The sequence below is a fragment of the Nonomuraea rosea genome (assembly GCF_039539705.1).
In the GTDB taxonomy this organism is placed as follows: domain Bacteria; phylum Actinomycetota; class Actinomycetes; order Streptosporangiales; family Streptosporangiaceae; genus Nonomuraea; species Nonomuraea rosea.
This window is the reverse complement of record NZ_BAABDQ010000013.1, coordinates 1-25,704: the sequence shown is the minus strand read 5'-3', so window position 1 is coordinate 25,704 and position 25,704 is coordinate 1. Positions and strand designations below refer to the sequence as shown.

At 69.2% G+C, this 25,704-nt stretch carries 26 protein-coding genes; 14 read left to right on the top strand and 12 right to left on the bottom strand.

What is annotated here, in order from left to right:
• Nucleotides 1-118 precede the first annotated feature (118 nt).
• The gene (locus ABEA43_RS28010) at nucleotides 119-2,380 is read right to left on the bottom strand and encodes a transglycosylase domain-containing protein (RefSeq protein WP_345566385.1); all 2,262 of its coding nucleotides are present in this window, start codon (nucleotides 2,378-2,380) and stop codon (nucleotides 119-121) included.
• Between the two features lie 244 nt (nucleotides 2,381-2,624).
• Between ABEA43_RS28010 and ABEA43_RS28005 the strand changes: the two genes are divergently transcribed.
• Entirely contained in the window at nucleotides 2,625-2,921 is a 297-nt protein-coding gene (locus tag ABEA43_RS28005) for a WhiB family transcriptional regulator (RefSeq protein WP_020542548.1), read from the top strand.
• Nucleotides 2,922-2,969: 48 nt separating this feature from the next.
• On the opposite strand, the gene bagB is transcribed toward ABEA43_RS28005, so the two are convergent.
• Both bagB and bagA read right to left on the bottom strand, forming a co-directional pair.
• Nucleotides 2,970-4,097, bottom strand: a complete 1,128-nt coding sequence (bagB, locus tag ABEA43_RS28000; RefSeq protein ID WP_345566383.1) for an ATPase BagB — start codon at nucleotides 4,095-4,097, stop codon at nucleotides 2,970-2,972.
• Entirely contained in the window at nucleotides 4,094-5,107 is a 1,014-nt protein-coding gene (gene bagA / locus ABEA43_RS27995) for an ATPase BagA (RefSeq protein WP_345566382.1), read from the bottom strand. The genes bagB and bagA overlap by 4 nt, the downstream gene beginning before the upstream one ends.
• An 89-nt stretch (nucleotides 5,108-5,196) precedes the next feature.
• Here bagA and sp36 point away from each other — a divergent pair, with 89 nt between their 5' ends.
• Genes sp36 through ABEA43_RS27975 form a run of 4 tightly spaced genes read left to right on the top strand, consistent with a single transcriptional unit; the run spans nucleotide 5,197 to nucleotide 7,468 of the window.
• Nucleotides 5,197-5,352 (top strand): Sp36 family protein, encoded by a 156-nt coding sequence (sp36, locus tag ABEA43_RS27990; protein WP_091100512.1) that lies wholly within the window; start codon nucleotides 5,197-5,199, stop codon nucleotides 5,350-5,352.
• Nucleotides 5,349-5,822, top strand: coding sequence for a RidA family protein (locus tag ABEA43_RS27985; RefSeq protein WP_345566378.1), 474 nt, complete (start codon nucleotides 5,349-5,351; stop codon nucleotides 5,820-5,822). The genes sp36 and ABEA43_RS27985 overlap by 4 nt, the downstream gene beginning before the upstream one ends.
• A gap of 48 nt (nucleotides 5,823-5,870) precedes the next feature.
• Nucleotides 5,871-6,683, top strand: coding sequence for an NUDIX hydrolase (locus ABEA43_RS27980; protein WP_345566376.1), 813 nt, complete (start codon nucleotides 5,871-5,873; stop codon nucleotides 6,681-6,683).
• Entirely contained in the window at nucleotides 6,680-7,468 is a 789-nt protein-coding gene (locus tag ABEA43_RS27975) for an MBL fold metallo-hydrolase (protein ID WP_345566374.1), read from the top strand. The genes ABEA43_RS27980 and ABEA43_RS27975 overlap by 4 nt, the downstream gene beginning before the upstream one ends.
• Here the strand turns inward: ABEA43_RS27975 and ABEA43_RS27970 are convergent.
• Complete coding sequence (locus ABEA43_RS27970; RefSeq protein WP_125644033.1) at nucleotides 7,450-8,130, bottom strand: Crp/Fnr family transcriptional regulator; 681 nt, start codon at nucleotides 8,128-8,130, stop codon at nucleotides 7,450-7,452. The two genes, ABEA43_RS27975 and ABEA43_RS27970, sit on opposite strands and share 19 nt — an antisense overlap.
• Nucleotides 8,131-8,298: 168 nt before the next feature.
• Nucleotides 8,299-8,760, bottom strand: a complete 462-nt coding sequence (locus ABEA43_RS27965) for a hypothetical protein (protein WP_345566371.1) — start codon at nucleotides 8,758-8,760, stop codon at nucleotides 8,299-8,301.
• A gap of 83 nt (nucleotides 8,761-8,843) precedes the next feature.
• Between ABEA43_RS27965 and nth the strand changes: the two genes are divergently transcribed.
• Both nth and ABEA43_RS27955 read left to right on the top strand, forming a co-directional pair.
• Complete coding sequence (gene nth, locus ABEA43_RS27960) at nucleotides 8,844-9,569, top strand: endonuclease III (protein WP_345566370.1); 726 nt, start codon at nucleotides 8,844-8,846, stop codon at nucleotides 9,567-9,569.
• A 40-nt stretch (nucleotides 9,570-9,609) separates the two neighbouring features.
• On the top strand, nucleotides 9,610-10,257 hold the full coding sequence (locus ABEA43_RS27955; RefSeq protein WP_345566369.1) for an NUDIX hydrolase: 648 nt from the start codon (nucleotides 9,610-9,612) through the stop codon (nucleotides 10,255-10,257).
• Here ABEA43_RS27955 and ABEA43_RS27950 read toward each other — a convergent pair.
• Nucleotides 10,254-10,745, bottom strand: coding sequence for a HEAT repeat domain-containing protein (locus tag ABEA43_RS27950; protein WP_345566367.1), 492 nt, complete (start codon nucleotides 10,743-10,745; stop codon nucleotides 10,254-10,256). The two genes, ABEA43_RS27955 and ABEA43_RS27950, sit on opposite strands and share 4 nt — an antisense overlap.
• 103 nt (nucleotides 10,746-10,848) lie before the next feature.
• On the opposite strand from ABEA43_RS27950, the gene ABEA43_RS27945 reads away from it, so the two are divergent.
• Nucleotides 10,849-12,039, top strand: a complete 1,191-nt coding sequence (locus ABEA43_RS27945) for a MarP family serine protease (protein ID WP_345566365.1) — start codon at nucleotides 10,849-10,851, stop codon at nucleotides 12,037-12,039.
• A gap of 22 nt (nucleotides 12,040-12,061) precedes the next feature.
• Here ABEA43_RS27945 and ABEA43_RS27940 read toward each other — a convergent pair whose 3' ends face one another.
• The 5 genes from ABEA43_RS27940 to acs all read right to left on the bottom strand — a co-directional run bounded on the left by ABEA43_RS27940 (nucleotide 12,062) and on the right by acs (nucleotide 17,175).
• Complete coding sequence (locus tag ABEA43_RS27940) at nucleotides 12,062-12,505, bottom strand: DUF309 domain-containing protein (RefSeq protein ID WP_345566363.1); 444 nt, start codon at nucleotides 12,503-12,505, stop codon at nucleotides 12,062-12,064.
• Entirely contained in the window at nucleotides 12,502-13,422 is a 921-nt protein-coding gene (locus ABEA43_RS27935) for an alpha/beta fold hydrolase (RefSeq protein WP_345566361.1), read from the bottom strand. Before ABEA43_RS27935 ends, ABEA43_RS27940 begins: the two co-directional genes overlap by 4 nt.
• Nucleotides 13,412-13,852: a phage holin family protein gene (locus ABEA43_RS27930; protein WP_345566359.1), complete on the bottom strand. Its 441-nt coding sequence runs from the start codon at nucleotides 13,850-13,852 to the stop codon at nucleotides 13,412-13,414. The genes ABEA43_RS27935 and ABEA43_RS27930 overlap by 11 nt, the downstream gene beginning before the upstream one ends.
• A 31-nt stretch (nucleotides 13,853-13,883) precedes the next feature.
• Nucleotides 13,884-15,086: a Na+/H+ antiporter NhaA gene (gene nhaA, locus ABEA43_RS27925; RefSeq protein WP_345566358.1), complete on the bottom strand. Its 1,203-nt coding sequence runs from the start codon at nucleotides 15,084-15,086 to the stop codon at nucleotides 13,884-13,886.
• A gap of 115 nt (nucleotides 15,087-15,201) precedes the next feature.
• The gene (gene acs, locus ABEA43_RS27920; RefSeq protein ID WP_345566356.1) at nucleotides 15,202-17,175 is read right to left on the bottom strand and encodes an acetate--CoA ligase; all 1,974 of its coding nucleotides are present in this window, start codon (nucleotides 17,173-17,175) and stop codon (nucleotides 15,202-15,204) included.
• 381 nt (nucleotides 17,176-17,556) lie between these two features.
• On the opposite strand from acs, the gene ABEA43_RS27915 reads away from it, so the two are divergent.
• From ABEA43_RS27915 to ABEA43_RS27890, 6 genes are all read left to right on the top strand, one after another.
• Entirely contained in the window at nucleotides 17,557-18,357 is an 801-nt protein-coding gene (locus tag ABEA43_RS27915; RefSeq protein WP_345566355.1) for a Fic family protein, read from the top strand.
• Between the two features lie 666 nt (nucleotides 18,358-19,023).
• A complete protein-coding gene (locus ABEA43_RS27910; RefSeq protein ID WP_345566353.1) occupies nucleotides 19,024-19,260 on the top strand; it encodes a hypothetical protein in 237 nt (78 codons plus the stop codon).
• A gap of 124 nt (nucleotides 19,261-19,384) precedes the next feature.
• Complete coding sequence (ssd, locus tag ABEA43_RS27905) at nucleotides 19,385-20,422, top strand: septum site-determining protein Ssd (RefSeq protein WP_345566351.1); 1,038 nt, start codon at nucleotides 19,385-19,387, stop codon at nucleotides 20,420-20,422.
• 431 nt (nucleotides 20,423-20,853) lie between these two features.
• The gene (locus ABEA43_RS27900; RefSeq protein ID WP_345566349.1) at nucleotides 20,854-22,002 is read left to right on the top strand and encodes a TadA family conjugal transfer-associated ATPase; all 1,149 of its coding nucleotides are present in this window, start codon (nucleotides 20,854-20,856) and stop codon (nucleotides 22,000-22,002) included.
• A 440-nt stretch (nucleotides 22,003-22,442) separates the two neighbouring features.
• On the top strand, nucleotides 22,443-23,150 hold the full coding sequence (locus ABEA43_RS27895) for a type II secretion system F family protein (protein ID WP_345566347.1): 708 nt from the start codon (nucleotides 22,443-22,445) through the stop codon (nucleotides 23,148-23,150).
• Nucleotides 23,151-23,565: 415 nt separating this feature from the next.
• The gene (locus ABEA43_RS27890; protein ID WP_345566345.1) at nucleotides 23,566-24,123 is read left to right on the top strand and encodes a type II secretion system F family protein; all 558 of its coding nucleotides are present in this window, start codon (nucleotides 23,566-23,568) and stop codon (nucleotides 24,121-24,123) included.
• A 281-nt stretch (nucleotides 24,124-24,404) separates the two neighbouring features.
• Here the strand turns inward: ABEA43_RS27890 and ABEA43_RS27885 are convergent, their stop codons facing one another.
• Complete coding sequence (locus ABEA43_RS27885; protein WP_345566343.1) at nucleotides 24,405-25,190, bottom strand: tyrosine-protein phosphatase; 786 nt, start codon at nucleotides 25,188-25,190, stop codon at nucleotides 24,405-24,407.
• Between the last annotated feature and the right edge of the window lie 514 nt (nucleotides 25,191-25,704).

Here is a 25,704-nt window from a genome sequence, read left to right as displayed (position 1 = left end):
TAGAGACGCGCCCCCGAAGCGGGCGCCTGAGGCCTCCTCCCGCCCGGGACGGAGGCCTCGGCGAAAGAAGAGGCACCAGCGCGCCGGGACAGGGTCTCAGCGGCTCTCTGAGGGGTCGTCAGCGGCCCGGGGTGATCGGACCGGCGTCACCTTGCCCGCCGCGCCCACGACCGCCGTCAGGCCCGCCCCCGCCGCGCCCGTCCTGCGGCCCGTCCCCGTCGTCCGGGGGATTGAAGATGTCGAACGGATCCCCGAACTGCTTCTCTTCCTTCTTCTTCTTGGGCTTGGGCGCGCACTGCTCGGTGCATCCGCCGAACCGCGACCGGTCCACCGGCGTGAACTCCGTCGGCTCGATCCCCTTCAAGGCGCTGCTCATCGCGTCCTTCCAGATCCGCCCGGAAATGGAAGCCCCGTACACGTACGGGTAGTACCGGCCGCCGATCGTGATCCCGATCAGCTTGTGGCTGGAGGTGCCGCGCGGGTCGCCCAGGCTGACGGCTGAGGCCAGGTTCGGGGTGTAACCGGCGAACCACGCCGACATGTAGTTGTCGGTCGTTCCCGTCTTGCCGGCCGCGTCCCGTCCGATGCCGCCGACCTCCCGCATCGTGCCCTTGGTGAACACGCCGGAGAGGATCCCGCTGACCGCGTCGGCGACCTCCTCCTCAAGCACCTGCGAGCACTTGGGCTTGTACTGCCTGGCCTTGCCGTTCCTGTCCTTGATCTCGGTGATCGCGAGCGGCTTGCAGTACTGGCCGCGCGAGGCGAACACGGCGTACGAGCTGGCGATCGTGACCGGGTCGACCTCGTTGACGCCCAGCGTGAACGTCTCCACCTCCGACAGCTTCTGCCCGTCGGCCCGCTTGACCCCGAGCTTCTTGGCCATCTTGACGACCTTGCAGAGCGACACCTTCTCCTCGAGCCTGAGGAAGAACGTGTTCACCGAGCCCCAGGTGCCGGTCTCCAGCGTCTTGAAACCGCCGCCGCCCTCGCTGGAGTTGCGCACGGTGTGGCTGGGGTCGCCGACGGGGTCGCCCTTGCAGTCCTTGAACGTGCTGTAGCCGCCCGCCTGATACCCGGCGGGAGCGGGGAAGCCGTCGCCGTACTTCAGGCCCTCCTCCAGCGCCGTGGCCAGCGTGTAGACCTTGGCCGTCGAGCCCTGCTGGAAGCCGCGCCCGCCACCGTGCGCCCCGTCGGCGACGATGTTGTAGCTCATCTCGTTCTTCTTCTTGCTCTGGCCGAACTTCCGCGAGGCCGCCATGGCCTTGATCTCGCCGGTGCCGGGAACGACGATGGCCTGCGAGGCCACGGGTTTGTCCTTGGTGCTGACGTACTTCTTGATGGCCTTCTCGGCGGCCGCCTGCATCTTGGGGTCGATCGTGGTCTTGATCGTCAGACCGCCCCGCTGGAGCAGCTTCCTGCGCTCGGCCTCGTTCTTGCCGAAGTCCTCGTTGCTGAGGATCTCGTACTGGACGTAGAGGCAGAAGTACGGAAATTTGCTGGCTTCGCAGCCGCCGGGGAACTTCGTGTCCTTGTAGCCCAGCTTCTTCGCCTTGGCCTCGGCGGCCTCCGCCAGAGTGATCTTCTTGAGCTCGGCCATCCGGTCCAGCACGAGGTTGCGCCGGTCCAGCAGCTGCTTCCGTGACTCGGGGCCGACGTTGGGGTCGGTCCTGGCGGGGTTCTGGACGGCGCCGGCGAGCGTGGCGGACTCGACGAGGTTGAGCTCGGAGGCCGACTTGCCGAAGAAGCGCTTGGCCGCGGCCTGGATCCCGTGGGCACCCGCGCCGAAGTAGGCGATGTTCAGGTACTTCTCAAGGATCTGGGCCTTGCTGTACTTCCGCTCGATCGCCATGGCGTTGCGCAGCTCGGACAGCTTGCGGGAGACGGTGGGCGCGATGGCCGCCTGCTGCGCCTCCGCCGTCTCGGCCTTGTTGACGAGCACCTGCTTGACGTACTGCTGGGTGATCGACGATCCGCCCTGCATCACGCCGCCGCTGCTGAGATTCTTGAGCAGCGCTCTGGCCGTTCCCTCAACGTCGATCGGCCCGTGCTGGTAGAAACGGAAGTCCTCGATCGAGATCAGCGCCGTTTGCATGATCGGGGCAACCTGGTCAAGACGGACAGACTGCCGGTTCTCGTAGTAGAACTGCGCGATCTGCTTGCCGTTGGCGTCGACCAGCTTGGTGCGCTCAGGCAGAGGGGGTTCGTCGAGTTCTTCGGGCTTGAGGTTGAGCCCCTCCATCGCGCTCTTCGCGGACACGCCGGCCCCGCCTACCGCGGGCAGGGCCACAGCGGCCGCGAGAACCCCGGCCGCCGTCCCCGCGATGACGAGACGCAGGACGTTCAGCACGGGGTTGGAGCGATCTTTGCGCTGAGCTTGCACGGTACCAAGAGTACGTCGAAAGACTGGTCTTATCGGTAGCTCGACCCCATTTCGCCTTGACTGACGGGGGTGACTAGTCATTCCCGGTCAAGACTGCTGCGAGAAATTGGTCCTCTGGGGTCTGTCGGCCCGAACGTCTAGTTGCGTACGTTCTCCTCTGCGGCAACTGAATACGGAGGCTCGGCGCCCGCGCCCGTCGGCCCCAAATGAACGACTGACCACCTAAGGGGAGTGGGGTCGAACAATGTGGATCACGGATTGGACCTCCCGTGCCGCCTGTAAGGGTGCGGATCCGGATGCCCTGTTCGTGCAGGGCGCCGCGCAGAACAGAGCGAAGCTCATCTGCCGGGGTTGCCCGGTTCGTACCGAATGCCTCGCCGATGCACTGGACAATCGCATCGAGTTCGGGGTGTGGGGCGGTATGACAGAACGGGAACGTCGTGCACTGCTTCGACGGCGACCTGACGTGGACTCGTGGCGTGAGCTGCTCGAGTCGGCCAAGGAAGAGTACGAACGAACCAACGAGCTGATCGCGGGCTGATCCAGGCCCGCGAGTGAGTACGGCCGGCGCCGCCCGCCGGCCGTACTTTCATGCGCTCGCCAGCAATTCCCCGATCTGCCGCAGACCGGCCAGATCGTGGACGTCCTCGGACATGGCGCGTACCTGCACCACGGGCACCGTGGGGTGGGCCGAGACGAAATGCTCCTGCTCGCGGCTCTCGCGGGCAGTGAGCTGCATTCGCCCGGCGTGCAGCCGCAGCACGGCGGCGGTCAGCTCGTGCTCACCCCTCGACTCCAGCTCTTCCGCGGCAGCCGCGCTGCGGGCCGCTGAGAGCGCCGGGGCAGGCGACATGTGCACGCGGTTGACCACCAGACCCGCCAGCGGCATGCGCTCCTCGGCGAGCCGCTCGATGAAGTAGGACGCCTCCCGCATGGCGTCCCGCTCAGGCGCGGCCACCACGACGAACGCGGTGCCCGGGGCCTGCAGCAGCCGGTACGTCATCTCGGCCCGCTGCCTGAACCCACCGAACACGGCGTCCAGCGCGGACACGAACGTCTGCAGGTCCTTGATGACCTGCGCGCCGAGCAGCTTGGTCATCGCTCCCGCCATCAGCCCGAACCCGGCGTTGAGCAGCCGGAACGCGCTGCGCCCTCCCGCCTTGGCCGGAGCCGTCAGCAGCCGGATGAACCGGCCGTCGAGGAAGCGGCCGAGCCGCTCGGGCGCGTCGAGGAAGTCGAGCGCCGAGCGCGATGGCGGGGTGTCCACGATGATCAGGTCCCACTCGTCCGAGCGGCGGAGCTGGCCGAGCTTCTCCATGGCCATGTACTCCTGCGTGCCGGAGAAGCTGGAGGAGAGCGACTGGTAGAAGGGGTTCGACAGGATCTGCCGGGCTCGCACGGGATCGGCGTGCGCCTCGATGATCTCGTCGAACGTCCGCTTCATGTCGAGCATCATGGCGAACAGCTGCCCGTCGCCCTCGGGCGAGCTGACCAGCCGCGGGGTGTTGTCCAGCTCGGTCAGCCCCATCGACTGCGCCAGCCGCCGCGCCGGGTCCACGGTCAGCACGACCGCGCACCTGCCGCGCTCGGCGGCACGCAGCCCGAGCGCCGCCGCCGTCGTGGTCTTGCCCACGCCGCCGGCGCCGCAGCAGACGATGATCCTGGTGCCCGGGTCGTCGAGTATCGCGTCGACGTCGAGCCTGGCGGGCTTCTTCACACTGCTCCCTGGGTGCGGATGCTCTCTGCCAGCTCGTACAGGCCGGCCAGGTCGACGCCGTCGGCCAGCAGCGGCAGCTCGTAGCTCGTCAGCTCCGCCTCCGCGAGGGACGCGCGCTCGGCGCGCTCCAGCTCGGTGCGGTGGGCGTGCTCGGCGACCTCGTCGGCGAGGGCCTCGGCCAGCGCCGTGGCCTCCGCGCCGTCGGCCACCCCGGCCGCCTTCAGCCCGAGTACGAGCTCCCCGGCGTCGAAGCGGCCCTTGACAGCCGTGTCAAGGGCGGTCTGTGGCAGGAGGGATTCGCGCACCATATTGATGAAAATGCCACCGGTGGGAAGTCCTGCGGCGCGTGATTCGGCGATGCCGTCGAGCGTCTCCTGGACCGGCATCTCCTCCAGCAGCGTGACGAAATGCACGGCGGTCTCGGGAGATTTCACGACCCCGCTGACCAGGTCGGAGTGGTTCTTGATCGGCCCGACCCTGGCCAGGCCCGCCACCTCCTGGGTGACGTTCAGGAAGCGTGTGATGCGGCCGGTGGGCGGCGCGTCGAGCACGACGGCGTCGTAGACCCTGCGGCCGTTCTTGGCCCGCCTGCGCACGGCCTCGCTCGTCTTGCCGGTGACCAGCACGTCGCGGAAGCCGGGCGCCACGGTGGTGGCGAAGTCGACGATGCCCATCTTGGTCAGCGCCCGCCCGGCCCTGCGCATCCCGTAGAACATCTCCATGTATTCGAGCATGGCCTCCTCGGGGTCGATGGCCAGCGCGTACACGTCACCGCCCGACGGCGCCACGGCGATCTTGCGCTCCTCGTAGGGGAGCGGCGGACGGTCGAAGATCTGCGCGATGCCCTGCCTGCCCTCCACCTCCACCAGGAGCACCTTGCGGCCGCCAGAGGCCAGGGCGAGAGCCAGGGCGGCGGCGACGGTCGTCTTGCCGGTGCCGCCCTTGCCGGTGACGACATGCAGCCGTACGCCGGCCCAAGGCGGCGTCCGATCCGTGTCCGGAGAGTCCACGTTTCGAGGCTACCGAACGGTTACTTGTCGAAAGCCGACGGCCACCCTTTGAGATTGCTCACACCTCGTCTTATGAGACGCTGACGCTCATGAAGAAATGGGAGTACCTCACGGCGCCTGTGCTGATCCATAACACCAAGATGATCCTCGACAACTTCGGGTCCGACGGCTGGGAGCTGGTCCAGATCGTCCAGGGCGCCACGCCCGAGCAGCTCGTCGCCTACTTCAAGAGGGAGAAGCAGTGACCTCCGAGCAAGGGACTCCCGAGCAGCGGATCGAGGAGCTGGGGCTCACACTCCCCGCGCCCGTCACGCCCCTGGCCTCCTACGTGCCGACCGTGCGCACGGGCGACCTGGTCTACACCTCGGGCCAGGTGCCGATGCTGGAGGGCAAGCTGCACCAGACCGGCAAGCTCGGCATCGACCTGGGGGTCGACGAGGGCCGGGCGCAGGCCCGCATCTGCGTGCTCAACGCGCTCGCGGCCCTGAAGGCCGAGGTCGGCGAGCTGTCGAGCGTGCGGCGGATCGTCAAGGTCGTGGTGTTCGTGGCCAGCGCTCCCGACTTCACCGAGCAGCCGCAGGTGGCCAACGGCGCGAGCGACCTGCTCGCAGAGGTGTTCGGCGAGCAGGGCAAGCACGCGCGCAGCGCGGTCGGGGTGGCGGCGCTGCCGCTCGACGCTCCCGTGGAGGTGGAGCTGATCGCAGAAGTGGCCTGAGAGCGGGGATATGTCACCATGACCGAGTGATGTTCTAAAGGAGGTCATGTGACCGGTTTTCCGCTTCCAGCCGAGCTCGCCGCGCGGGCACGGGACCTGCAGGCCGGACGGGTCGAGCCGGTGCCCGCGCGGGACGCCGCCACGGTGGTGATCCTGCGCCCCGGGGCCCTGGGGCCAGAGGTCTACCTGCTCCGGAGGAAGGCCACGATGGCGTTCGCCGCGGGCGCGTACGTGTACCCAGGCGGCTCCGTGGACCCGCGTGACACCGACCAGGCCGTCGCCTGGGCCGGGCCGTCCCCCGCGGACTGGGGCGCCGTCTTCCACGCCGGCGAGCAGGTCGCGCGCGGCCTGGTGTGCGCGGCCGTACGCGAGACGTTCGAGGAGACGGGCGTGCTGCTGGCCGGTCCAGGGCCCGGCTCCGTGGTCGCCGACACGACCGGCGACGACTGGGAGGCCGACCGGCTGGCCCTGATCGACCGGAGCCTGGCCTTCGCCGACTTCCTCGCCAGGCGCGGCCTGGTGCTCCGCTCCGACCTGCTCACGCCATGGGCGCACTGGATCACGCCGGAGATCGAGCAGCGGCGCTTCGACACCCGGTTCTTCGCCGCCGTGCTGCCGGAGGGGCAGCGTACGCGTGACGTGGGCGGTGAGGCCGACCAGGTCGTGTGGCAGCGCCCGGCGGAGGCGCTGGAGCTGGCGCACAAGGGGGAGATCTTCCTGATGCCGCCGACCTACGCCACGCTGGGCGAGCTGTCGGCGTACGCGGACGTGGCGGACGTCCTGGCGGCCACGAGGGAGATCGTGCCCATCATGCCGAGAGCCGTGGAGATCGAGGGTGAGATGCGGCTGGTGACGACGTGAGCGGCCTGTACATCCCGATCGGCACCCCCGACGGCTCCCGTACGGAGCACGCCGAGAACCTGCTCGCCCCCAACCCCTCGCTCATGACGCTCGACGGCACCAACACGTGGCTGATCGGCGGCGACGAGGTCGTGGTGATCGATCCGGGGCCGGACGACGAGTCGCATCTGCGCCGCGTACAGGAGCACCTGGGAGAGCGCCGCGTCACCGAGATCCTGCTCACCCACGGCCATTTCGACCACAGCGGCGGCGCCGGGCGCTTCGCCAGGATGGTGAAGGCGCCCGTGCGCGCCCTGGACCCGCGCCACAGGCTCGGCGAAGAAGGGCTCGCCGACGGCGACGTGGTGACCGTGGACGGCCTGGAGATCCACGTGTACGGGACGCCGGGCCACTCGTTCGACTCGCTGTGCTTCTGGCTGCCGCAGGACCTGGCCATGCTGACCGGCGACACGATCCTCGGCAGGGGTACCACGATCATCGCCCGCGACGGGGGGCTGTCCGACTATCTGCGCACCCTCGACCGGCTCAGGGCGGCCGCGGAGAGCCTGGAGGCGCGGGCGCTGCTGCCCGGCCACGGCCCGGTGCTCGCCGACCCGATCGGCGCGCTCGACGGCTACATCGCGCACAGGCGCGAGCGGCTCGACCAGATCAGGGCGGCGCGCGAGCAGGGCGCGCGCACGCCACGCGAGATCGTCCGCGTCGTGTACGCCGACGTCGACAGGTCGCTGTGGCCGGCCGCCGAGATGTCGGTGCTGGCTCAGCTGGATTATCTGGATCGGTTGTAGAGCCGGTCCATGTCGAGGATGACCACGGCCTTGGCCTCGATCCGCAGCCAGCCGCGCTGGGCGAAGTCGGCCAGCGCCTTGTTGACCGTCTCGCGCGAGGCGCCGACGAGCTGGGCGAGCTCCTCCTGGGTCAGGTCGTGGTGCACCCGCATCCCGTCGTCGGTCTTCGTGCCGAACCGCTCGGCCAGGTCGAGCAGTTGCTTGGCCACGCGTCCGGGCACGTCGGTGAAGACCAGGTCGGCCAGCACGTCGTTGGTGCGGCGCAGCCGCTGGGCGAGGGCGCGCAGCAGGTGGAGAGCCACCTCGGGGCGGCCGGTCAGCCAGGGGCGCAGGTCGTCGTGGCCCAGCCCGGCCAGACGCACGTCGGTCAGCGCGGTCGCGGTGGCCGTACGGGGTCTCGGGTCGAACAGGGACAGCTCGCCGAACATCTCGCTCGGCCCCAGCACGCTCAACAGGTTTTCCCGGCCGTCGGGCGACGTGCGGGACAGCTTGATCTTGCCCTCCAGCACGACGTAGAGCCGGTCGCCGGTCTCGTTCTCGTGGAAGAGCGTCTGTCCCTTGGACAGCTGGACCTCGGTGATGCTCGTCCGCAGCGCCGCGGCGCTCTCACGGTCGAGCGCGGCGAACAGGGGGGCCTTGCCCAGCACATCTTCGGTGTTCACTCTGCCTCCTCTGCTGCCATTGTGACTCACCCCACTCTGGGCAGCACACACAGGTTATGGGAATGCCGGAGTGTTCTGAGCCTGCCCCGGTGGGTGGAGCCCCGGGGGAAAGGTACCGGACGGCCGGATTCGTACCGCGATCGGTCCTGATTTCGGTACTTGCGCTGCTCAGCCCGCCTGCCGCAGAAGACCGTCGACAGAGGCCATCGCCTCCGTCATGGAGTGGCCGAGCAGGACCCTGAGCACGTGGACCGCCCTCGGGCGCGCCGCGCGGTCGCGGCGGCGGCACTGCTCCACCGCCAGCCGCAGCGCGGGAGGCAGCACCGCGACGTCGCCGCGGCTCGACCCGGTCGCCGCGAAGACCACCAGATTCGCCCAGTCCCGTACGTCGTCCGCCGACGCGTCGTCGTAACGCGACGGCGCGGTGGTCGTGGTCTGCCAGCCGATGAGCACCTGTCCTCTGGTGCCCAGCGCCACGTTGTCCTGGCCGAGCCGCAGGCCCGCGTTGCCGCGCGCGTGCAGTTTGGCCATCGCCGCCGCGCAGCTCACGGCGAGACGGTGCAGCGCCTGTCCGCGCAGCGGCCCGCCGTTCCTGACGAAGTCGGTCAGCTTCGCACCCTGTTCGCTCATCTTCGGCCCCTCTCAAGCGCCAGGTTGTACGCAGCGAAGCCGTCTTTGGTTCAATCGTTCCCTGGAGCTTCTACTCTTGCGGCATGGCCACGAAAGCGGCGGCGGGGCGCAAGCCGGAGACCCAGCTCGCACTGGTGCGACGAGCGCGCAAGATGAACCGCATCCTCGCGGAGACCTACCCGGACGCTCATTGCGAGCTCGACTTCGGCAACCCGCTGGAGCTGCTGGTCGCGACCATCCTCTCCGCGCAGTGCACCGACAAGAGGGTCAACATGGTCACCCCCACCCTCTTCGCGAAATATCCCACGGTGGAGGACTACGCCGCCGCGGACCGGGCCGAGATGGAAGAGATCATCCGCTCCACCGGCTTCTTCCGCGCGAAGACCAACAGCATCATCGGCATGGCGCAGGCGGTGTGCGAGCGTCACGGCGGCGAGGTGCCCGGCAAGCTGAAAGACCTGGTCATGCTGCCCGGTGTGGGCCGCAAGACCGCCAACGTGGTGCTCGGCAACGCGTTCGACGTGCCGGGCCTGACCGTGGACACCCACTTCCAGCGGCTCGTCCGCCGCTTCGGGTGGACCGAGGAGAGCGATCCGGTCAAGATCGAGCACGTGGTGGCCGAGCTGCTGCCCAGGCGCGAGTGGACGATCTTCTCTCATCGGGTGATCTGGCACGGCCGCCGCATCTGCCACGCCCGTCGGCCCGCGTGCGGCGTGTGCCCGCTGGCCGCCCTCTGCCCCTCGTACGGCACCGGCCCCACCTCGGACGCCGAGGCGAAGAAGCTCGTCAGGCCCGGCCCGTTCTCGTGAGAGCGGGAAGTCAACGGCACGGCGGCGTGTTGGAGGATGCGTGACCCAAGTCCCCGACTGGCTCGACAGACTGGCGGCGAAAGCTCAGCGGACCCGAGTTCCCCGAACCCTGCGCCCGCCCGCGCGAGGCGGACGAAACGCGGCGGTGCTGATGCTGTTCGGCGAGGGGCCGTTCGGCCCCGACGTGCTGCTGATCCAGCGCAGCACGCGCGGGCGCAGGCACGCGGGCCAGCCGGCCTTCCCCGGCGGCGGCGTGGACCCCGAGGACGCCGGGCCGATCGAGGCCGCGCTCAGGGAGGCCGAGGAGGAGACCGGGGTCGATCCGAGCGGGGTCCACGTGCTGTGCACGATGCCCGAGCTCTATCTCACCTACAGCGACAACCGCGTCACGCCCGTGATCGGCTGGTGGCGCGAGCCGTCGGCGGTGCACGCGGCCTCTCCCGACGAGGTCGACTCGGTCGAGCGGGTGCCGATCGCCGAGCTGGTCGATCCGGCGAACCGGGTCATGCTGCGCCATCCGCGCGGGACGGCCGGTCCGGCGTTCCGGGTGCGGGGGATGCTGGTCTGGGGGTTCACCGCGATGGTGCTGGACTCGGTGCTGCGCGCGGGCGGGCTCGAACGGCCGTGGGACACCACGCGGGAGGAAGAGCTGCCGCCTGACGTGGTGAACATGGCCTCACGAGGCTAGAACGCCGATCTCAGCGCCACACCGAGGGAGGCCCAGCCCGCCACGTCCGCGTCGCTGTCCGCGGCCAGCTTGCGCAGCATGTCCAGCCCGGCCCGGTCCGGCGGCTCGCCGAGCACGTGCTGCAACGCGTACGCGGCCCCGTACCTGACCCTGGCGTCGTCGTGGACGGCCAGATCCAGCACGGACGGCAGCGAGCGCGGGTCGGCGAGATGCCCGAACGCGATCAGCACCGAGTAGAGGACCATGGCGTCGTCCTCGCTGGCCGCCAGGTAGCGCAGCACCGGCAGCGTACGGTCCACGAAGGGCCCCAGCATGCCCATGATGTCCACGCCGAGCAGGCGTTCGTCGACGGTGTCCGCGGCGCAGAGCCGCCGCGCCTCGATGAACGACTCCAGGTCGCCGCGCTGACGCAGCAAGGAGATCACATGCCAGCGCAGCGGACCGTCAGGATCGGTGTCGCGCAGAGCTGCCTCAATGAGATCGCGCACTGTTCCCTCGGCCGGCGGCATACCGCCCAAGATAGCCAGGTGAGTGACGCCGTCCTGGCGGAAGACGTGCACACTTGACCGTATCGCTGGTTACCTTTGAAGCGTGCGCGGTGATCTGCTTGACCTCATATTGATCGGCCTCGTGATCGCCTTCGGCATCTCGGGTTACCGGCAGGGCTTCATCATAGGAGCGATGAGCTTCGTGGGGTTCGTGGGCGGAGCCGTGCTCGGCGTGTTCATCGCGCCGCCCATCTCCAAGGCCGTGGTCGACGGCGACACGCCGCAGGCGCTGCTCGCGATCGTGATCGTCTTCCTGTCCGCGACGATCGGCCAGTTCGCCTCCTCGACCATCGGCGCCGTCGTGCGCAGCCACGTCACCTGGGAGCCGGCGAAGGTGGCCGACGCGGTCGGCGGCACGTTCGCCAGCGCGCTGTCGGTGCTGGTCATCGCCTGGCTGATCGGCTCGCTGATCGTCTCCACGGCGTTCGCCCCGCTCGTCGACCAGGTGAAGAACTCCGCGCTGCTGACCACCGTCGACGACGCGATCCCGCAGGCGGCGCGCAACTGGCAGCAGCCGTTCAAGAAGTTCATCGACCGCTCGGAGTTCCCGCCCGTCTTCGACGCCATCGGCGCGGGCCAGCTCATCGACGTGCCTCCGCCCGACCAGAGCGTGCTGCAGGGCTCCAAGCTGAGCCGGGCGCGGCGGGCGATCGTCAAGGTGCAGGGTGACGCGCAGAGCTGCAACAAGCACATCGAGGGCACCGGCTTCGTCTACGCGCCCGGCCGGATCATGACCAACGCCCACGTCGTCGCGGGCGTGACGCGTGACCTCCAGGTCATCGACTCCAACAACATCCGCCACCCGGCCACGGTCGTCCGCTACAACCCGCGCCGCGACATCGCCGTCCTCTACGTGCCCGGCCTCGACCTGCCGCAGCTCGCCTTCGACGGCGAGGGCAGCCGGGGCGACAACGCGATCATCGCCGGGTTCCCCAAGGGCAAGGGCTTCACCGCCGAGCCGGCCAGGATCGGCAGCAAGCTCGAAGCCGAGGGCCCCGACATCTACCGGGCGAACACGGTCAGGCGCGCCGTCTACGCGATCCGCGGCCAGGTGCTGCCGGGCAACTCGGGCGGGCCCCTGCTCACCGTTGACGGCCGCGTCTACGGCGTGATCTTCGCCGCCGCGGTCAACGAGAAGGAGACCGGCTACGTCCTGACGGCCGAGGAGGTCGCTCCGGACGCCGCGCAGGGCCGCACCGACACCACGCCGGCCAGCACCCAGGAGTGCGACTGAGCCCGCGCTGTTTCTCGCAGGATCAGCTGGGGAGCGTCGCCACGATCAGGTTGACGGCCTCCTCGGGGTCGCTGTCCTGGCTCAGCCCCGAGGCGGCCCTGCCGACCGCGTCGTACGCGCCGCCGTACGCCTGCGCCCTGGCCGCGCCGCGGCTGAAGAGGGTCAGCGCCCCGCGCCCGTTGCCGCGCTGCAGGTGCGTCAGCCCGACGCAGATCTGCGCGAGGCCCTGCCACAGCTCGCGCTCGTCCTCCGGCGCGCATTTCCAGCGCCCCTCGAACACCTCGTGCGCGTTGAACGGCAGCCCTTCCAGCAGGAAGCGGCGGCCGTCGGCCAGCGCCTGCTCGGTGGTGGGCGCGTAGTCGTCGGGGACCCGGTCCACGCCGGGCTCGCCGTAGGGGAGCGGCCTGCCGTACGCGTCGCGCGGCCTGGCGTTGCGCGGCCTGCCCTCTGGGTCGCGATCTCTCATCGGTCGGGCTCCGGATCGGCCAGCCAGCCGAGCAGCTCGGTGTCGAACACGTCGGGGATCTCCTCGTGGGGGAAGTGGCCGGCTCCTTCGAACAGCCGCCACCGGTAGGGGGCCGCCACGTAGCGGCTGGATCCTTGTGCCGTACGCGGCAGGATGGCCGGGTCGAGCGCGCCGTGCAGGTGCAGCGTGGGGGCCGTGACCTCGGTGCGCATGGCCCTGGCGTAACGCCGGCCGTCGGGGCGGAGCTGGGAGCGGCCGAACCAGCGGTGGTATTCGAGCGCGGAGTGCGCCACGGCGGGGATCGTGAACGCCTCACGGTAGGTGCGGGCGGTCTCCTGCTCCGGCCAGCCGGGCCGCGACCAGTCGTCCAGCAGCCTGCCCACCAGCGACGCGTTGTGCCGCGTGAGCCGGCGCTCAGGCAGCAGCGGCAGCTGGAAGCCCAGGGCCCTGCCGCTGGCCTTGAGCTGCCCGAACGGGTCGGTCAGCAGCGCGTTGCGCAGCCGCAGGGGATGCGGCGCGGACACGGCGACCAGCCGCCGCACGCACTTCGGGTCGAGTACGGCCATCGTCCAGGCCAGCAGCCCGCCCCAATCGTGCCCGACCACGATCGCCCCCGTCTCACCCAGGGCGCGGATCAGGCCCGTCGCGTCGGCGGCCAGGGTGGGCAGGTCGTAGCCGCGCGGCGGCTTGTCGCTGCTGCCGTAACCGCGCAGGTCTGCCGCGACCGCCCGGTATCCGGCGGCGGACAGCGACGTGAGCTGGTGGCGCCACGTCCACCAGAACTGCGGGAACCCGTGCAGGAGCAGGACCAGCGGCCCTTCGCCCGCCTCGGCGACGTGGAAGCGGGTGCCTCCCGCGTGCACCGTGCGGTGCGTCCACGGCCCCTCGACCTGGACGACCGACTCGTCAGGTGCCATCGCGGGTCACCGGCCGGCGATCACCGTCGAGCACGGGGAGCGGCTGCTCGTCGGGGGTCGCGATCTCCTTGAGCCCCTTGATCGACCTGGCGGTGCGCTTCATCCCGGCCAGCCCCTTGAGCCGGCGGATCCCGACGAACACCAGCAGACTCGCGATCAGCAGGTAGAGCACCGTCACGATGAGGAAGGCCAGCCAGTTGGGCATGACCTGGGCCAGCGCGTACGCGATCGAGAACGAGGCGAGAATCAGACACAGGTGCGCCATGAAGGCGGCGGCGGCGAACAGGCCACCGGCCGTGCCGACCCGCTTGGCGTCGAACCTGAACTCGGCCTTGGCCAGCTCGATCTCCGAGCGGACCAGGGCCGAGATGTGACTGCTCGCCTGGGCGACCAGCGAGCCCAGGGATTCTTCCTCGGGAGTCTGCGGCATGAACGTCTCCTATCGAGGCCTGGTGGCCGTGTCAAACATCATCCAGCGCATTGCGCCGGTTGCGTACCCGTATGTGCAGCAGCACCGCCGCCAGGATCGACGCGATGAGGCTGGCGGCGAGGATCCCGGTGGTGACGGCTTCCGATCGCTGCCGGTCGTCACCGTACGCCAGGTCGCCGATCAGCAGCGAAACCGTGAACCCGATCCCGGCCAGCAACGACACCGCGGCCAAATCCCGCCATTGGAGCTCCTCCGACAGTTTCGCCAGGCCGAGCCGTACTGACAGCCAGGCGCCCCCGAACACGCCGAGGAACTTCCCGAGAACGAGTCCCGCTATCACTCCCAGAACTACCCGATCGGAGAACATAGCGCCCAGGCTTGACGCGTCCAGCTTCACCCCCGCCGACAGGAACGCGAAGACGGGCACGGCCAGGCCGGCCGAGATCGGGCGGACGTAGTGGTCGGCCGCCTCTGCTGGGGAGCGCTGCTCGTCCGCCGTCGTCGTCACCCTGGTCAGCAGGCCGAGCGCCACCCCTGCGACGGTCGCGTGCACGCCGCTGACCTCGACCGCGTACCAGGCGGCCAGGGCGAGCGGCACGTACAGCCAGGGGGTGGTGACGCGCCTGCGCTGGAGCACGCCGTACGCGGCGATCAGCGCCACGCCGAGCAGCAGCATCAGGACGTTCACGTGGTCGGTGTAGAACAGCGCGATGATCGTGATTGCGCCGAGGTCGTCCACGACCGCGCAGGTCAGCAGGAACGCGCGCAGCGCCACCGGCATCGCGCTGGCCGTCACCGCGAGCACGGCGAGCGCGAAGGCGATGTCGGTGGCCGTCGGGATCGCCCAGCCCCGGGAGGCGCCCTGCGCGCCCCAGCTCACCGCGAGGTAGACGGCGGCCGGCACCACCATTCCGGAGATGGAGGCGATGATCGGGAGGGCGGCCTTGCGCAGGTTCGCCAGCTCGCCGTGGATGAACTCCTCCTTCACCTCCAGCCCCGCGACGAAGAAGAAGATCGTGAGCAGTCCGTTCTGGGCCCACTTGTACAGCTCCAGTGAGCCGATCCGGATCTCGCGCAGCTCGGTGTAGGAGTCCATGGACACGTTCGCCCAGACGAGGGCGGCCAGCGTGGCGACCAGCATGATGATGCCGCCGATGGTCTCCGTGCGCAGGGCCTCCGCGAGGGCGCGGGCATAGCGGCTGTGGGCCGGGAACGGCCACTTCTCGGAACGCACGGGGGACTCCTCAGGGGTCGGCACTGTCTGCCGCCGACCAGACTTCCCGGCACTCCTGGGCTCCAGCCTAGCCGCATGCCCCGTTTTATCGGGACATGCGGCTACAAAGCGGGACTTATTCGTCCGATTTAGCTGACGGCAGCTTCTCGGAGATCAGGTTCATCACCGTGCTGTCGGCGAGGGTGGTGACGTCGCCGATGCTGCGGTTCTCCGCGACGTCGCGCAGGAGGCGGCGCATGATCTTGCCGGAGCGGGTCTTGGGCAGCTCGGGCACCACCAGGATCTGGCGCGGCTTGGCGATCGGTCCGAGTGCCTTGGCCACGTGGTTGCGCAGCTCGGAGGCGATGTCGGCGCCCTCTTCCGCGTTGCCGCGCAGGATCACGAACGACACGATGGCCTGGCCGGTCACCGGGTCGGTCGCGCCCACGACCGCCGCCTCGGCCACCTTCGGGTGGCTGACCAGCGCGCTCTCCACCTCCGTGGTGGAGATGTTGTGGCCGGAGATCAGCATGACGTCGTCCACGCGGCCGAGCAGCCACAGGTCGCCGTCCTCGTCCTTCTTGGCGCCGTCGCCGGGGAAGTACATCCCCTCGAACCTGCTCCAGTACGTGTCGATGTAGCGCTGGTCGTCGCCCCAGATCGTGCGCAGCATCGACGGCCACGGCTCGCGGACCACGAGGAAGCCGCCGCCCCCGTCGGGGACGCTGTTGCCCTGGTCGTCCACCACGTCGGCGCTGATGCCCGGCAGCGGGCGCATCGCGGCGCCCGGCTTGCCCGCGGTGACGCCGGGGAGCGGGCTGATCATGATGGCGCCGGTCTCCGTCTGCCACCAGGTGTCGACGACGGGGCAGCGGTTGTGGCCGATGTGCTCGCGGTACCAGACGTACGCCTCGGGGTTGATCGGCTCACCGACCGAGCCCAGGATGCGCAGGCTGGACATGTCGTACTTGGCGGGGATGTCGTCGCCCCACTTCATGAACGTCCGGATCGCCGTGGGGGCGGTGTAGAGGATCGTGATCTTGTACTTCTGCACGATCTCCCAGAACCGGCCGCGGTGCGGCGTGTCGGGGGTGCCCTCGTAGATGACGCTGGTGGCGCCGTTGGCGAGGGGGCCGTACACGATGTAGGAGTGGCCGGTCACCCAGCCGATGTCGGCCGTGCACCAGTAGATGTCGGTCTCCGGCTTGAGGTCGAACACCGCGTCGTGCGTCCAGGCGGTCTGCGTGAGGTAGCCGCCGGTGGTGTGCAGGATGCCCTTGGGCTTGCCGGTGGTGCCGCTGGTGTAGAGGATGTACAGCGGGTCCTCGGCGTCGTGGGGCGCGGGCGCGTGCTCGTCGCTCTGGCGCTCGACCACCTCGTGCCACCACAGGTCCTTCTCGCCGACGGCGACGTCCTGGCCGGTGCGCCGTACGACGAGGACGTGCTCGACCTGCGGGCACTCGGCGACGGCCTCGTCCACGGTGGGCTTGAGCGCGGAGGGCTTGCCCCTGCGGTAGCCGCCGTCGGCGGTGATCACGAGCTTGGCGTCGGCGTCGTCGATCCGGCTCTTCAGCGCGCTCGCCGAGAACCCGCCGAACACCACCGAGTGCACCGCCCCGATGCGGGCGCAGGCCAGCATCGCGATCGGCAGCTCGGGGATCATCGGCATGTAGATCGCCACGCGGTCGCCCTTGGCGACGCCGAGCTCCTGGAGGGCGTTCGCGGCCTTGCTGACCTCGGTCTTGAGGTCGTTGTACGTCAGGGTGCGGGTGTCGCCCTCGGGCTCGCCCTCCCAGTGGTAGGCGACCTTGCCGCCGCGGCCTTCCTCGACGTGACGGTCCACGCAGTTGTAGGCGACGTTGAGCTCGCCGCCCACGAACCACTTGGCGAAGGGCGGGTTCCACTCGAGCGTCGTGTCCCACCGCTTGGCCCAGGTCAGCCGCTCGGCGGCGCGCTCCCAGAAGGCGAGACGGTCGGCGGCGGCCTCGTCATATGCGGCAGCGGTCACGTTCGCGGCCGCCGCCAGGTCGGCGGGCGGTGCGAACCGGCGCTTCTCCTGTAGCAGGTTCGACAGCGCCGCGGTCTCGTTACCAGGGGTTTCCGGGGCCACCTCGTGCTCCTTCTATGGCCAGATTGGATAGGTCGTGTCCCACTTCACCAGCTCACGACCTCCACACACAAGAGGTCTAGACAGGTCTGTACCGATGGCCATGGGCTTATCAGTTCGCCTGACAAATGCTATTGAAACGTTGTCATCCTGAAATCAGGAGAATATGTGACTACGCGATCGGCGTAGCAGGGCGGGGTGGTTGACGCTTTATGGGCCCCCTTGCTGATGTGGCCCGAGACCGATCCTGACCCCGTTCTGAGGCTCGATTCCCTTGGCCATTACCTACGGGCGGTGACCGCGCGCTCCCTACCCGCTGTCACCGCGCCGGGGTGAGCCGTACCAGTGCGGCGCCTGACGTACCCGCGGGTAAGGTCGGATCTCGTGAGTGACCCATTGGCCGTCATCGCACAGCTCCCTGGAGTGCCGGAGGCTGTGGACGAGGCCCGCCAGGCCGTCGACAGGCTGTACCGCCACCGCGTCCTGCGCCGGGCCAGCCCGGCGGTGTCCACGGAGTCGTCCCTGCGCGGGGCCCGCGCTTCGGCCGCCGTCGAGGGTGTGGACGTGCCTCTCGACGCCCTGCGCCGGGACGAGATCCACGATCCGGTGGTGCAGGGGGCGCTGCGCGCGTCGGCGGAGATGGGGCGGATGGGGGCGACCTGGCGTAAGGCGCCCCGGCAGGTGCTGGCGCGCTTGCACAGCGTGGCGGCGGCCGGCCTGCCGCCTTCGGTTTTGCCGGGCAGCACGGACCCGTCGCTGGGCCGCCCGCGCACGGACGACCAGGCCGCGGACCCGCTCGGCCTCGGCCCCGCCCCCACCGCCAAGGAGGCGGCCGCCCGCATGGACGGCCTGCTCGACCTGCTGGCACAGCCCACGAAGGCCCCTGCGCTCGTGCTGGCCGCCGTGGTCCACGCGGAGCTGGCGGTGCTGCGCCCGTTCGGTACGGCGGACGGCATCGTGGCCCGCGCGGCCGAGCGCCTGACGCTGGTCGAATACGGCCTGGACCCGAAGTCGCTGGTGGCCGTGGAGGTGGGGCACCTGGAGCTGCCCTACGCGGACGGCTTGCGGGCGTACCTGGGCGGGACGCCGGAGGGCGTGGCCCAGTGGGTACAACAATGTGCCTCGGCGGTGACCCTGGGTGTGCGAGAGACCGTGGCCATCTGCGAGGCGCTGCAAAGGGGCTGACATAGCTGACGGCGTCTCAGTCATGAGACGCCGTCTGCCGGTGCATCACACCGGGTTACCAAGCGTGCACCTGTATTCGTCGGAGCGGGTCAAGCCCGTCACGACGCGCCTCCCGCGGCTGGTCGCGCGTGGGTGCCCGGTGGATGCACCCGGACAAGTGGTCCGTAGCCCCTTTCTACGACGGATTCGCCCTGATGGGAACCCCTCGGACCAAGACCTTTGCCCGCCCATGGGCGCACCGGGGAACATCCGGGCCGTTCTACCCGCGCCGACCTGGTTACCAACCTGTGATGATCACTCTGAGTGATCGCCTTTATGTGATCGTTATCGGGTGGCGAAAAAACTTGGCGAAAATCCGAGATTGCTCCTCGACGAAACTCGAGTCGATCGGGCAGCATACGGTGGTATCGCCCGAAACTGGAGCGACGGTGCAAGGCATAGGTTTGCAAGTCCCTTGCCAGGCTCCGGTGAAGTGATGAAAGCTTTCTTCTGAAACGGGACCGGCTCTACCCCCCCGGAGCCGGACCGATCAGGCGACCCCCGCTCTCCCCCCCGGCGGGGGTCGCCCCTTTTCCCCCAACGCTGCCGTGGCTACTGCGAACAAACTGACGCCCTGTCGCGTCATAGAAACAGTCAGTGACATCCGGCCGACAGGAGGGGCCCGCCATGGAAAAGAGCTGGGGTCAACGCCAGCACGAGGACTTCCTCAAGCGGTGGGCGCAAGATGACTGGGACCGGCACCGCCGGGCGAGGAGCCGCAGGCCGGAGGGGCTTCTGACCGCGATGGTGCTGGCCGGTGGCGGGCTGCTGGCAGCGGCGTATCTCGGTCACTCCCCAGCGGAGGTATGGAACTCGGCCCTGATCACAGCCGAGCGGTTCATGGACGCCTGGCTGAACGGCTAGCGAGCCGCCGCCTGTGGATAAGCGCTCGTCCTCCACAGAATCCCGTTCGGCCCCTCCCCGCTCCCACCCCTCCCAGCAAGGTTGGCCTCCCAGCCCTTCACCACTTCACCACCGGGAGGCCGGGATGCACCGACCCTTGGTCATCACCGAAGATCACGCCCTGCTCGACGACCTGGTCCGCATAGCGGCTGCGGCCGGCGCACAACTCGACGTGGCCCACGTCCCCGCCCACGCCCGCCCGTTCTGGAACCTCGCGCCCCTGATAGCCGTCGGCGCCGACCAGGCGGACGCCGTGGCCGCGACCGCACCCCCGGCCCGCGACCAGGTCCTGCTCGTCACCAGAGACCCCGAAGACCCGGACACCTGGCGAAAATGCGTGGCCGTCGGCGCCCAGGCCGTCGTGAGCCTCCCCGGCGACGAACGCCACCTGGTGGAGCGGCTCGCGGACGCCATGGAGCCGGACCCCCGTTCCGGCGCCGTGATCTGCGTGATCGGCGGCCGCGGCGGCGCGGGTGCGAGCGTGCTGTCCGCCTGCCTCGCCCTGCGCGCCTCCGGCGACCACCTCCGCACGCTGCTCGTGGACGCCGATCCGCTCGGCGGCGGCATAGACGCGCTCCTGGGCCACGAGGAGGCGTCCGGCGCTCGATGGGGAGATTTGGTGGCGCGAGAGGGCCGGATCAGCTCCAGTGCGCTCCAGGCCGCGCTGCCGTCGTTCGGAGACCTGGCCGTCCTCTCCTTCCACAGAGGCGAGGTGGCGACGATCCCGGCCCAGGCCATGCGCTCAGTCCTCGAAGCGGGCCGGCGCGGCTTCGACCTGGTGGTCGTGGACCTCCCACGCCACCTCGACCCGGCCTCGATCGAAGCGCTGACGCGAGCGACGACCACCTTGGTGGTGGCGACGGCGGACGTACGCGGGATCCTCTCGACAGTCCAGGTGCTGGGCGAGACCCGCAAGCACACCTCGGACCTGCGAGCGATCCTCCGTCAGGGAGTGGTGGACGAGGACCTGGCCGCCGCGTCCCTGGGCATCCCATCCGCCGGAAACCTCCCCGACCAGCCAAGACTCACCGCCACCCTCAACCGCGGCGAGCTCCCCAAACTCGGTCCGCGCACGGTGCTGGGCGCCCTGTGCACAACCCTCCTCCGAGACCTCCTCCCATGACCACAACCGAGCCCCCACCACCCTCCACTCACAACACCACCCCACCCCCGGCCCCCAACCTGTACCCCCCAACGACCACCTCCAGCCCTCGCCTCATCACGACCCTCGGACCCACCAGGACCGCTGCCCGGCCAGGTCCAGCAACCACCACTTCGAGCCCCGGGCTCACCCCCGCCACCAGGCTCCGACCCACCTCGACCACACCCAGGCCCAGATCCACAAACCCCACCCTCACCTCTCGACAGACCACCGCCACCAGCGCCCCCAACCTCGGACCGGCAACCGCCACCAACTCCTCCAACCTCGGGGCGGCAACCGCCACCAACTCCTCCAACCTCGGGGCGGCAACCGCGCCCGGCGCCCCCAACCTCGGGGCGGCACCCGCCACCAGCGCCACCAATCGTGGGGCGGCGACCGCCGCGACTGCCGCCGTGTCCCCGGACCTGGTCGAAGCCGTCCGCGTCCGCCTGGCCAGAACCGGCGTCGAACCCAGCGCCGCCCAGGTAGCGGTCGCACTCAGAGCCGAAAAATCGGTCTACGGCGACGCAGAGATCCTCGCGGTGGCCCGAGCCCTCTGCGCCGACCTGATAGGCGCAGGTCCACTCGAACCACTCCTGACCCGCCCAGACGTGACAGACGTCCTGGTCAACGGGCCACGAGAGGTGTGGATAGACGACGGCACCGGCCTGCACCGCACCTCGATCACCTTCACGGACGACGCAGCGGTACGCAGACTGGCCCAACGCCTCGCCTCCGCCGCCGGCAGACGGCTGGACGACGCCTCCCCTTACGTCGACGCCCGGCTCGCGGGAGGCGTCCGCCTGCACGCCGTACTCCCGCCGATCGCCTCCGGCGGCACCTGCGTCTCGCTGCGCCTGCCACCCCGCCGCACGTTCACCCTGAGGGACTTGGTCGCGGCAGGCACGATCACCCCATCCGCGATCCCGGTGCTGACCGCCATGGTGACCGCCCGGCTGGCCTTCCTGGTGACAGGCGGCACGGGCACCGGCAAGACGACCCTGCTCTCGGCCCTGCTGTCGCTGGCGGACCCAGGCGAGCGCCTTCTATTGGTGGAGGACTCAGCCGAGCTCCGTCCCCTGCACCCGCACGTCGTACGCCTGGAAACCCGCCCGGCGAACCTGGAAGGAGCAGGCGGCGTGGGCCTTCGCGACCTGGTCCGGCAGGCACTGCGCATGCGCCCGGACCGCCTGGTGGTCGGAGAGGTACGGGGAGCCGAGGTGGTGGATCTCCTGGGTGCCCTGAACACCGGTCACGAAGGTGGCTGCGGCACGCTGCACGCGAACACCGCCGCCGACGTACCTCCCCGCCTGGAAGCGCTGGGATGCGCGGCTGGCCTGAGCAGAGAAGCCGTACACAGCCAACTGGCCGCAGCCCTTGACGCGGTTATCCACCTCACCCGAGGCCGCCGAGACGGCCGAAGACGCATAGCCGAAATCTGCCTGCTCTCCAGAACACCGGCCGGCTTCGTCGAATCCCTCCCCGCCCTGACGTTCGACGCCGAGGGCAACTCCCACCTCGGCCCAGCCTACGAAGCCCTCACCCAAAGAGCCCAGCCATAACCCAACCCGCCCACCCGCACCCACCCCATCACCAAGCCCACCCAACTCGCTTACGGCCGCACCGTCGGCCTCAGCATCAGGCCCGCCCATCCCGCCTACCGCGCCGCTGCCCGATCAAGCCATCACCAGCCCACCCAACTCGCTTACGGCCGCACCGTCGGCCTCAGCATCAGGCCCGCCCATCCCGCCTACCGCGCCGCTGCCCGATCGAGCCGTCGCCCAGCCCACCTACCGCCGCATCACAAAGCCGCCCAAGCCTGCCGCCACCCACAACTGCCGCCCGACCATCAACGCGCACCTTCGAACCAGCCTCGCGGTCCTCGCAACACCACCCTTGGACCTGCTGGCTCCACGGCTTACTTGCGAAGCCGAGCAGCCCTTGAGTCAGCCACGATCACAACTCACCCCGGTGACGCCCCAACTACCGCGGAGACAACACGATGACAGGTGCTCTGATAGCCGCATTGTCCACAGCCTGCGCGCTCTGGTTGTGGACAGGCCCGGACGTCGCCACGGCCCGCCTGAGCAAGCTGACCTCAACCCGCGAGAGACCCCAACAACGTTCCCTGGGAAAGCTGCTCACCCGCCCCAGCCCCGCTCGCCGCGCCGACGCCTGGCGCCACGCGACGATCGAGCTGTGCCAGGCCCTCTCAGCAGAACTATCGGCCGGCCGAACCCCCGGAGAAGCACTGACCAGAGCCATGACCGCAGTGGACTTCCCCGACCCCGACACCCTGCGCCCGATAATCGCAGCAGCAAGAGACGGGGGAGATGTCTCCGCAGCCCTGACCTCATCCGCCCCACCCCACGGAGGCGAGGGCCTACGCCAGCTCGCCGCCTGCTGGGAAGTGGGCGTAACCGTAGGCGCAGGACTGGCCGCCCTGGTCGAACGAGTGTCGAGCACATTACGTACGGCCCAGGCCCACCGCCAGGACGTCGCGGCACAATTGGCGGGCCCGCGCACCACAGCCAGAATGCTCGCCGTACTCCCGGCCCTCGGCCTCCTCATGGCCGCAGCCCTGAACATGCATCCGCTGGCCTTCCTGTTCGGCACCTTCCCGGGTCTCATGTGCCTGATAGCGGGCATCGCTCTCGACGCCTGCGGTCTGTGGTGGACCAACCGTATGGCGACCCAAGCCCAAGCCTGACGCGCCCACCCCAGGAAGACCACGCAGCAGAAAGATCACGGAGCAGAAAGATCACGCGGCAGGCAGGAGCACACCAAGAACGAAACGCAACGAGCCCCAGAAGAGCCCGCCACCCAGCCCGATCGGACTCCCTACGATGCTCCAGCTACTGACCACGCTGTGCGCGAGCCTCGCCACCTGGCTGTGGCTCTCACCAAGAACCCCCACCGAACGCCTCGCCCGTCTACATCCGCCGGCCAATCCACCCGCATCAACAGAGGCCCTCCCCTCAACCCCCCAGAACCATCAACCCCATTCCACACAGCCACCACCGGAAGAGCTCCAGACACCAGCGTGGCTACATCCCACCCACCATCAGCCACACCCCCCGATAAACCGCAGAACCACCATCCCCGCCATAGCCGTAGGACTGATCGTGGCCCTCCTCGTCGGCGGCACCGCCGGGATCATCACCGGCCTCCTGGCCGCTCCGACGATCGCGACCTTCCTCCACAAAAGACAGCAACCCCAACAAGCCCGGCAAGACCGCCAGCGCATCACCACCGACCTGCCCTTCGCCGCAGACCTGATGACGGCCTGTCTACGCGCAGGACGCCCGGTGAGCGCTGCCACCGAGGTCGCCGCCAGCGCGATCGGCGGCCCCCTCGGCCAGCGACTGGGCTGGGTCAGCAGCCAACTGCGCCTGGGCGCCGACCCAGAAACCACCTGGGCCGGTCTCGCCAGAGACCCCACGATGGGCAGGCTCTCCCGGGCAATGAGCCGAGCAGCTCAAAGCGGCGCACCTGTGGCGGACGTCCTGACCCGCCTTGCCGACGACGCCCGTGAAGCACTCCGAGCCGAATCCGTCGCCTCGGCCAGAAGAGTCGGCGTAATGGCCGTAGCCCCGCTGGGCCTCTGCTTCCTGCCCGCCTTCGTACTTCTCGGCATCATCCCGGTCATAGCCGGCCTAGCCTCCACGATCATCATCCCGTAAAGCCCTGCACCAGCTGAGGCCCACGTACCCGCTGAGCCTTGGGCCATTTCACCGCCAGTGCCCGCGAAGTTCACCACCGTGAAGCCCGGTACCCGTGAAGCCCGGTACCAGCGGGGCCCACCACCCGTAGCGGCCAGCCCTCCATAAAGCTCCGTACTCGCCGAGCTCCCGGACCCCGACCCCGCGAGGCCCCACGCCCAAACCACATCAGCCACCGCCCGACCCCCCAAAAAGACCGACCAGAAAGCAGATCCCGCACGGAACCCCCAAGGAGCGGCGACTCACACCCCGGAGCCAACCAACCGACCCCGAAGAGCCGAAAGATCCTCATCACCAAGCCCAGCCGCCCGAAGACATCCCTCGACATCGAGCCCGTCCAACGTGCCAAGCAGCGCAGCACGAAGAGTGGTGTTCTTACGTGCCACAATCCCCCGGATCGTGTCGGTCTGATCATCCACCCCCAAGGCGGCGAACAGCGGCGGCAACCGAACCGTACTCAGTTCATAGTCCGAGGCGATGTCCCCGGGCCGTACTCCGGCCAGTGCCAAAAGGAGCATGGCAATGAGCCCGGTACGGTCACGCCCGAGCCCGCAGTGGACCAGCACCCCTCCAGGCCGAGCACGAGCGATGGCTGCCACGACGGCAGCGCATTGCCGCGCCTTCCGCTCAATGAACACCCGGTAGTACAGCGGCGAGCCATCCAGCTCGTTCTCCCACAGATACCCCCAGAACGCCGTGTCCGCCGAGTCATCCAGCGGTACGTGCACGGTGGTCAGCCCGGCCGGCCTGGCCCACAGATCACCCTGCCGCTCCTCATCGTTACGCAAATCCACGATGGTCCGGATCCCATGACCGACAAGCGCCGCCCACCCCACCGAAGTGAGCCGCTCAGGACAGTCCGATCGAACGACGGCACCCGGCCGAATCACACCACCACCGGCAACCGGGATCCCACCAAGATCCCGAACGTTGAAGCATCCATCCCAGCCAAGATGCCGATCAACGAACCCCCCACCGCCGAAAGCGGCCCCAGAAACCGGCCCCGATTCACCCGCGAACTCGCTCATACCTCCATAGACCCACGCAACACCAACATGGTTCTGTACGGCAGCGCCTCTCCCCCCAAGCTGCCTAGCCCACAACCCCAGCCCACAACCCCACTTCCCACCCCCTTATCCACAAGCACCTCCAGCCATCACCCCCAAATCCACAGAACGCCGCTCGGCCCTCCATCACCCACCCCGTTTCGGCGACCCTTGGACTCCCGCCGGACAAGACCTCCGGCTTCAACCCCACCTGGAGGGCCCGATGCACAGTCCCGCCACCACGCCAGACGACATCAAAGCCGCCCCCACCACCCCGCCCCCGACACGGCGCCTCGCCAAATGGCTCCACTACGCGGCCATCAACCGAGAGCGCGGCATGTCAACCGCCGAATACGCCGTAGGAACCATCGTTATCTTCGGTGACTCTCAGTCGTGCATCAAGTACTTCAAGTAGTGTGAGCGGCTACTTGACGCACAGTATCTGGGGGTCCGTACGGCATGTTGGGCAGGTCAGGTGCGGCCGAGCGGCACTACC

Coding starts and splice junctions, on each gene's coding strand:
- ABEA43_RS28005 (WP_020542548.1), top strand. CDS start 2,625: ATGTGGATCACGGATTGGACCTCCCGTGCCGCCTGTAAGGGTGCGGAT.
- sp36 (WP_091100512.1), top strand. CDS start 5,197: ATGAAGAAATGGGAGTACCTCACGGCGCCTGTGCTGATCCATAACACC.
- ABEA43_RS27965 (WP_345566371.1), bottom strand. CDS start 8,760: ATGAGCGAACAGGGTGCGAAGCTGACCGACTTCGTCAGGAACGGCGGG.
- nth (WP_345566370.1), top strand. CDS start 8,844: ATGGCCACGAAAGCGGCGGCGGGGCGCAAGCCGGAGACCCAGCTCGCA.
- ABEA43_RS27940 (WP_345566363.1), bottom strand. CDS start 12,505: ATGAGAGATCGCGACCCAGAGGGCAGGCCGCGCAACGCCAGGCCGCGC.
- ABEA43_RS27935 (WP_345566361.1), bottom strand. CDS start 13,422: ATGGCACCTGACGAGTCGGTCGTCCAGGTCGAGGGGCCGTGGACGCAC.
- ABEA43_RS27930 (WP_345566359.1), bottom strand. CDS start 13,852: ATGCCGCAGACTCCCGAGGAAGAATCCCTGGGCTCGCTGGTCGCCCAG.
- ABEA43_RS27910 (WP_345566353.1), top strand. CDS start 19,024: ATGGAAAAGAGCTGGGGTCAACGCCAGCACGAGGACTTCCTCAAGCGG.
- ssd (WP_345566351.1), top strand. CDS start 19,385: ATGCACCGACCCTTGGTCATCACCGAAGATCACGCCCTGCTCGACGAC.
- ABEA43_RS27895 (WP_345566347.1), top strand. CDS start 22,443: ATGACAGGTGCTCTGATAGCCGCATTGTCCACAGCCTGCGCGCTCTGG.
- ABEA43_RS27885 (WP_345566343.1), bottom strand. CDS start 25,190: ATGAGCGAGTTCGCGGGTGAATCGGGGCCGGTTTCTGGGGCCGCTTTC.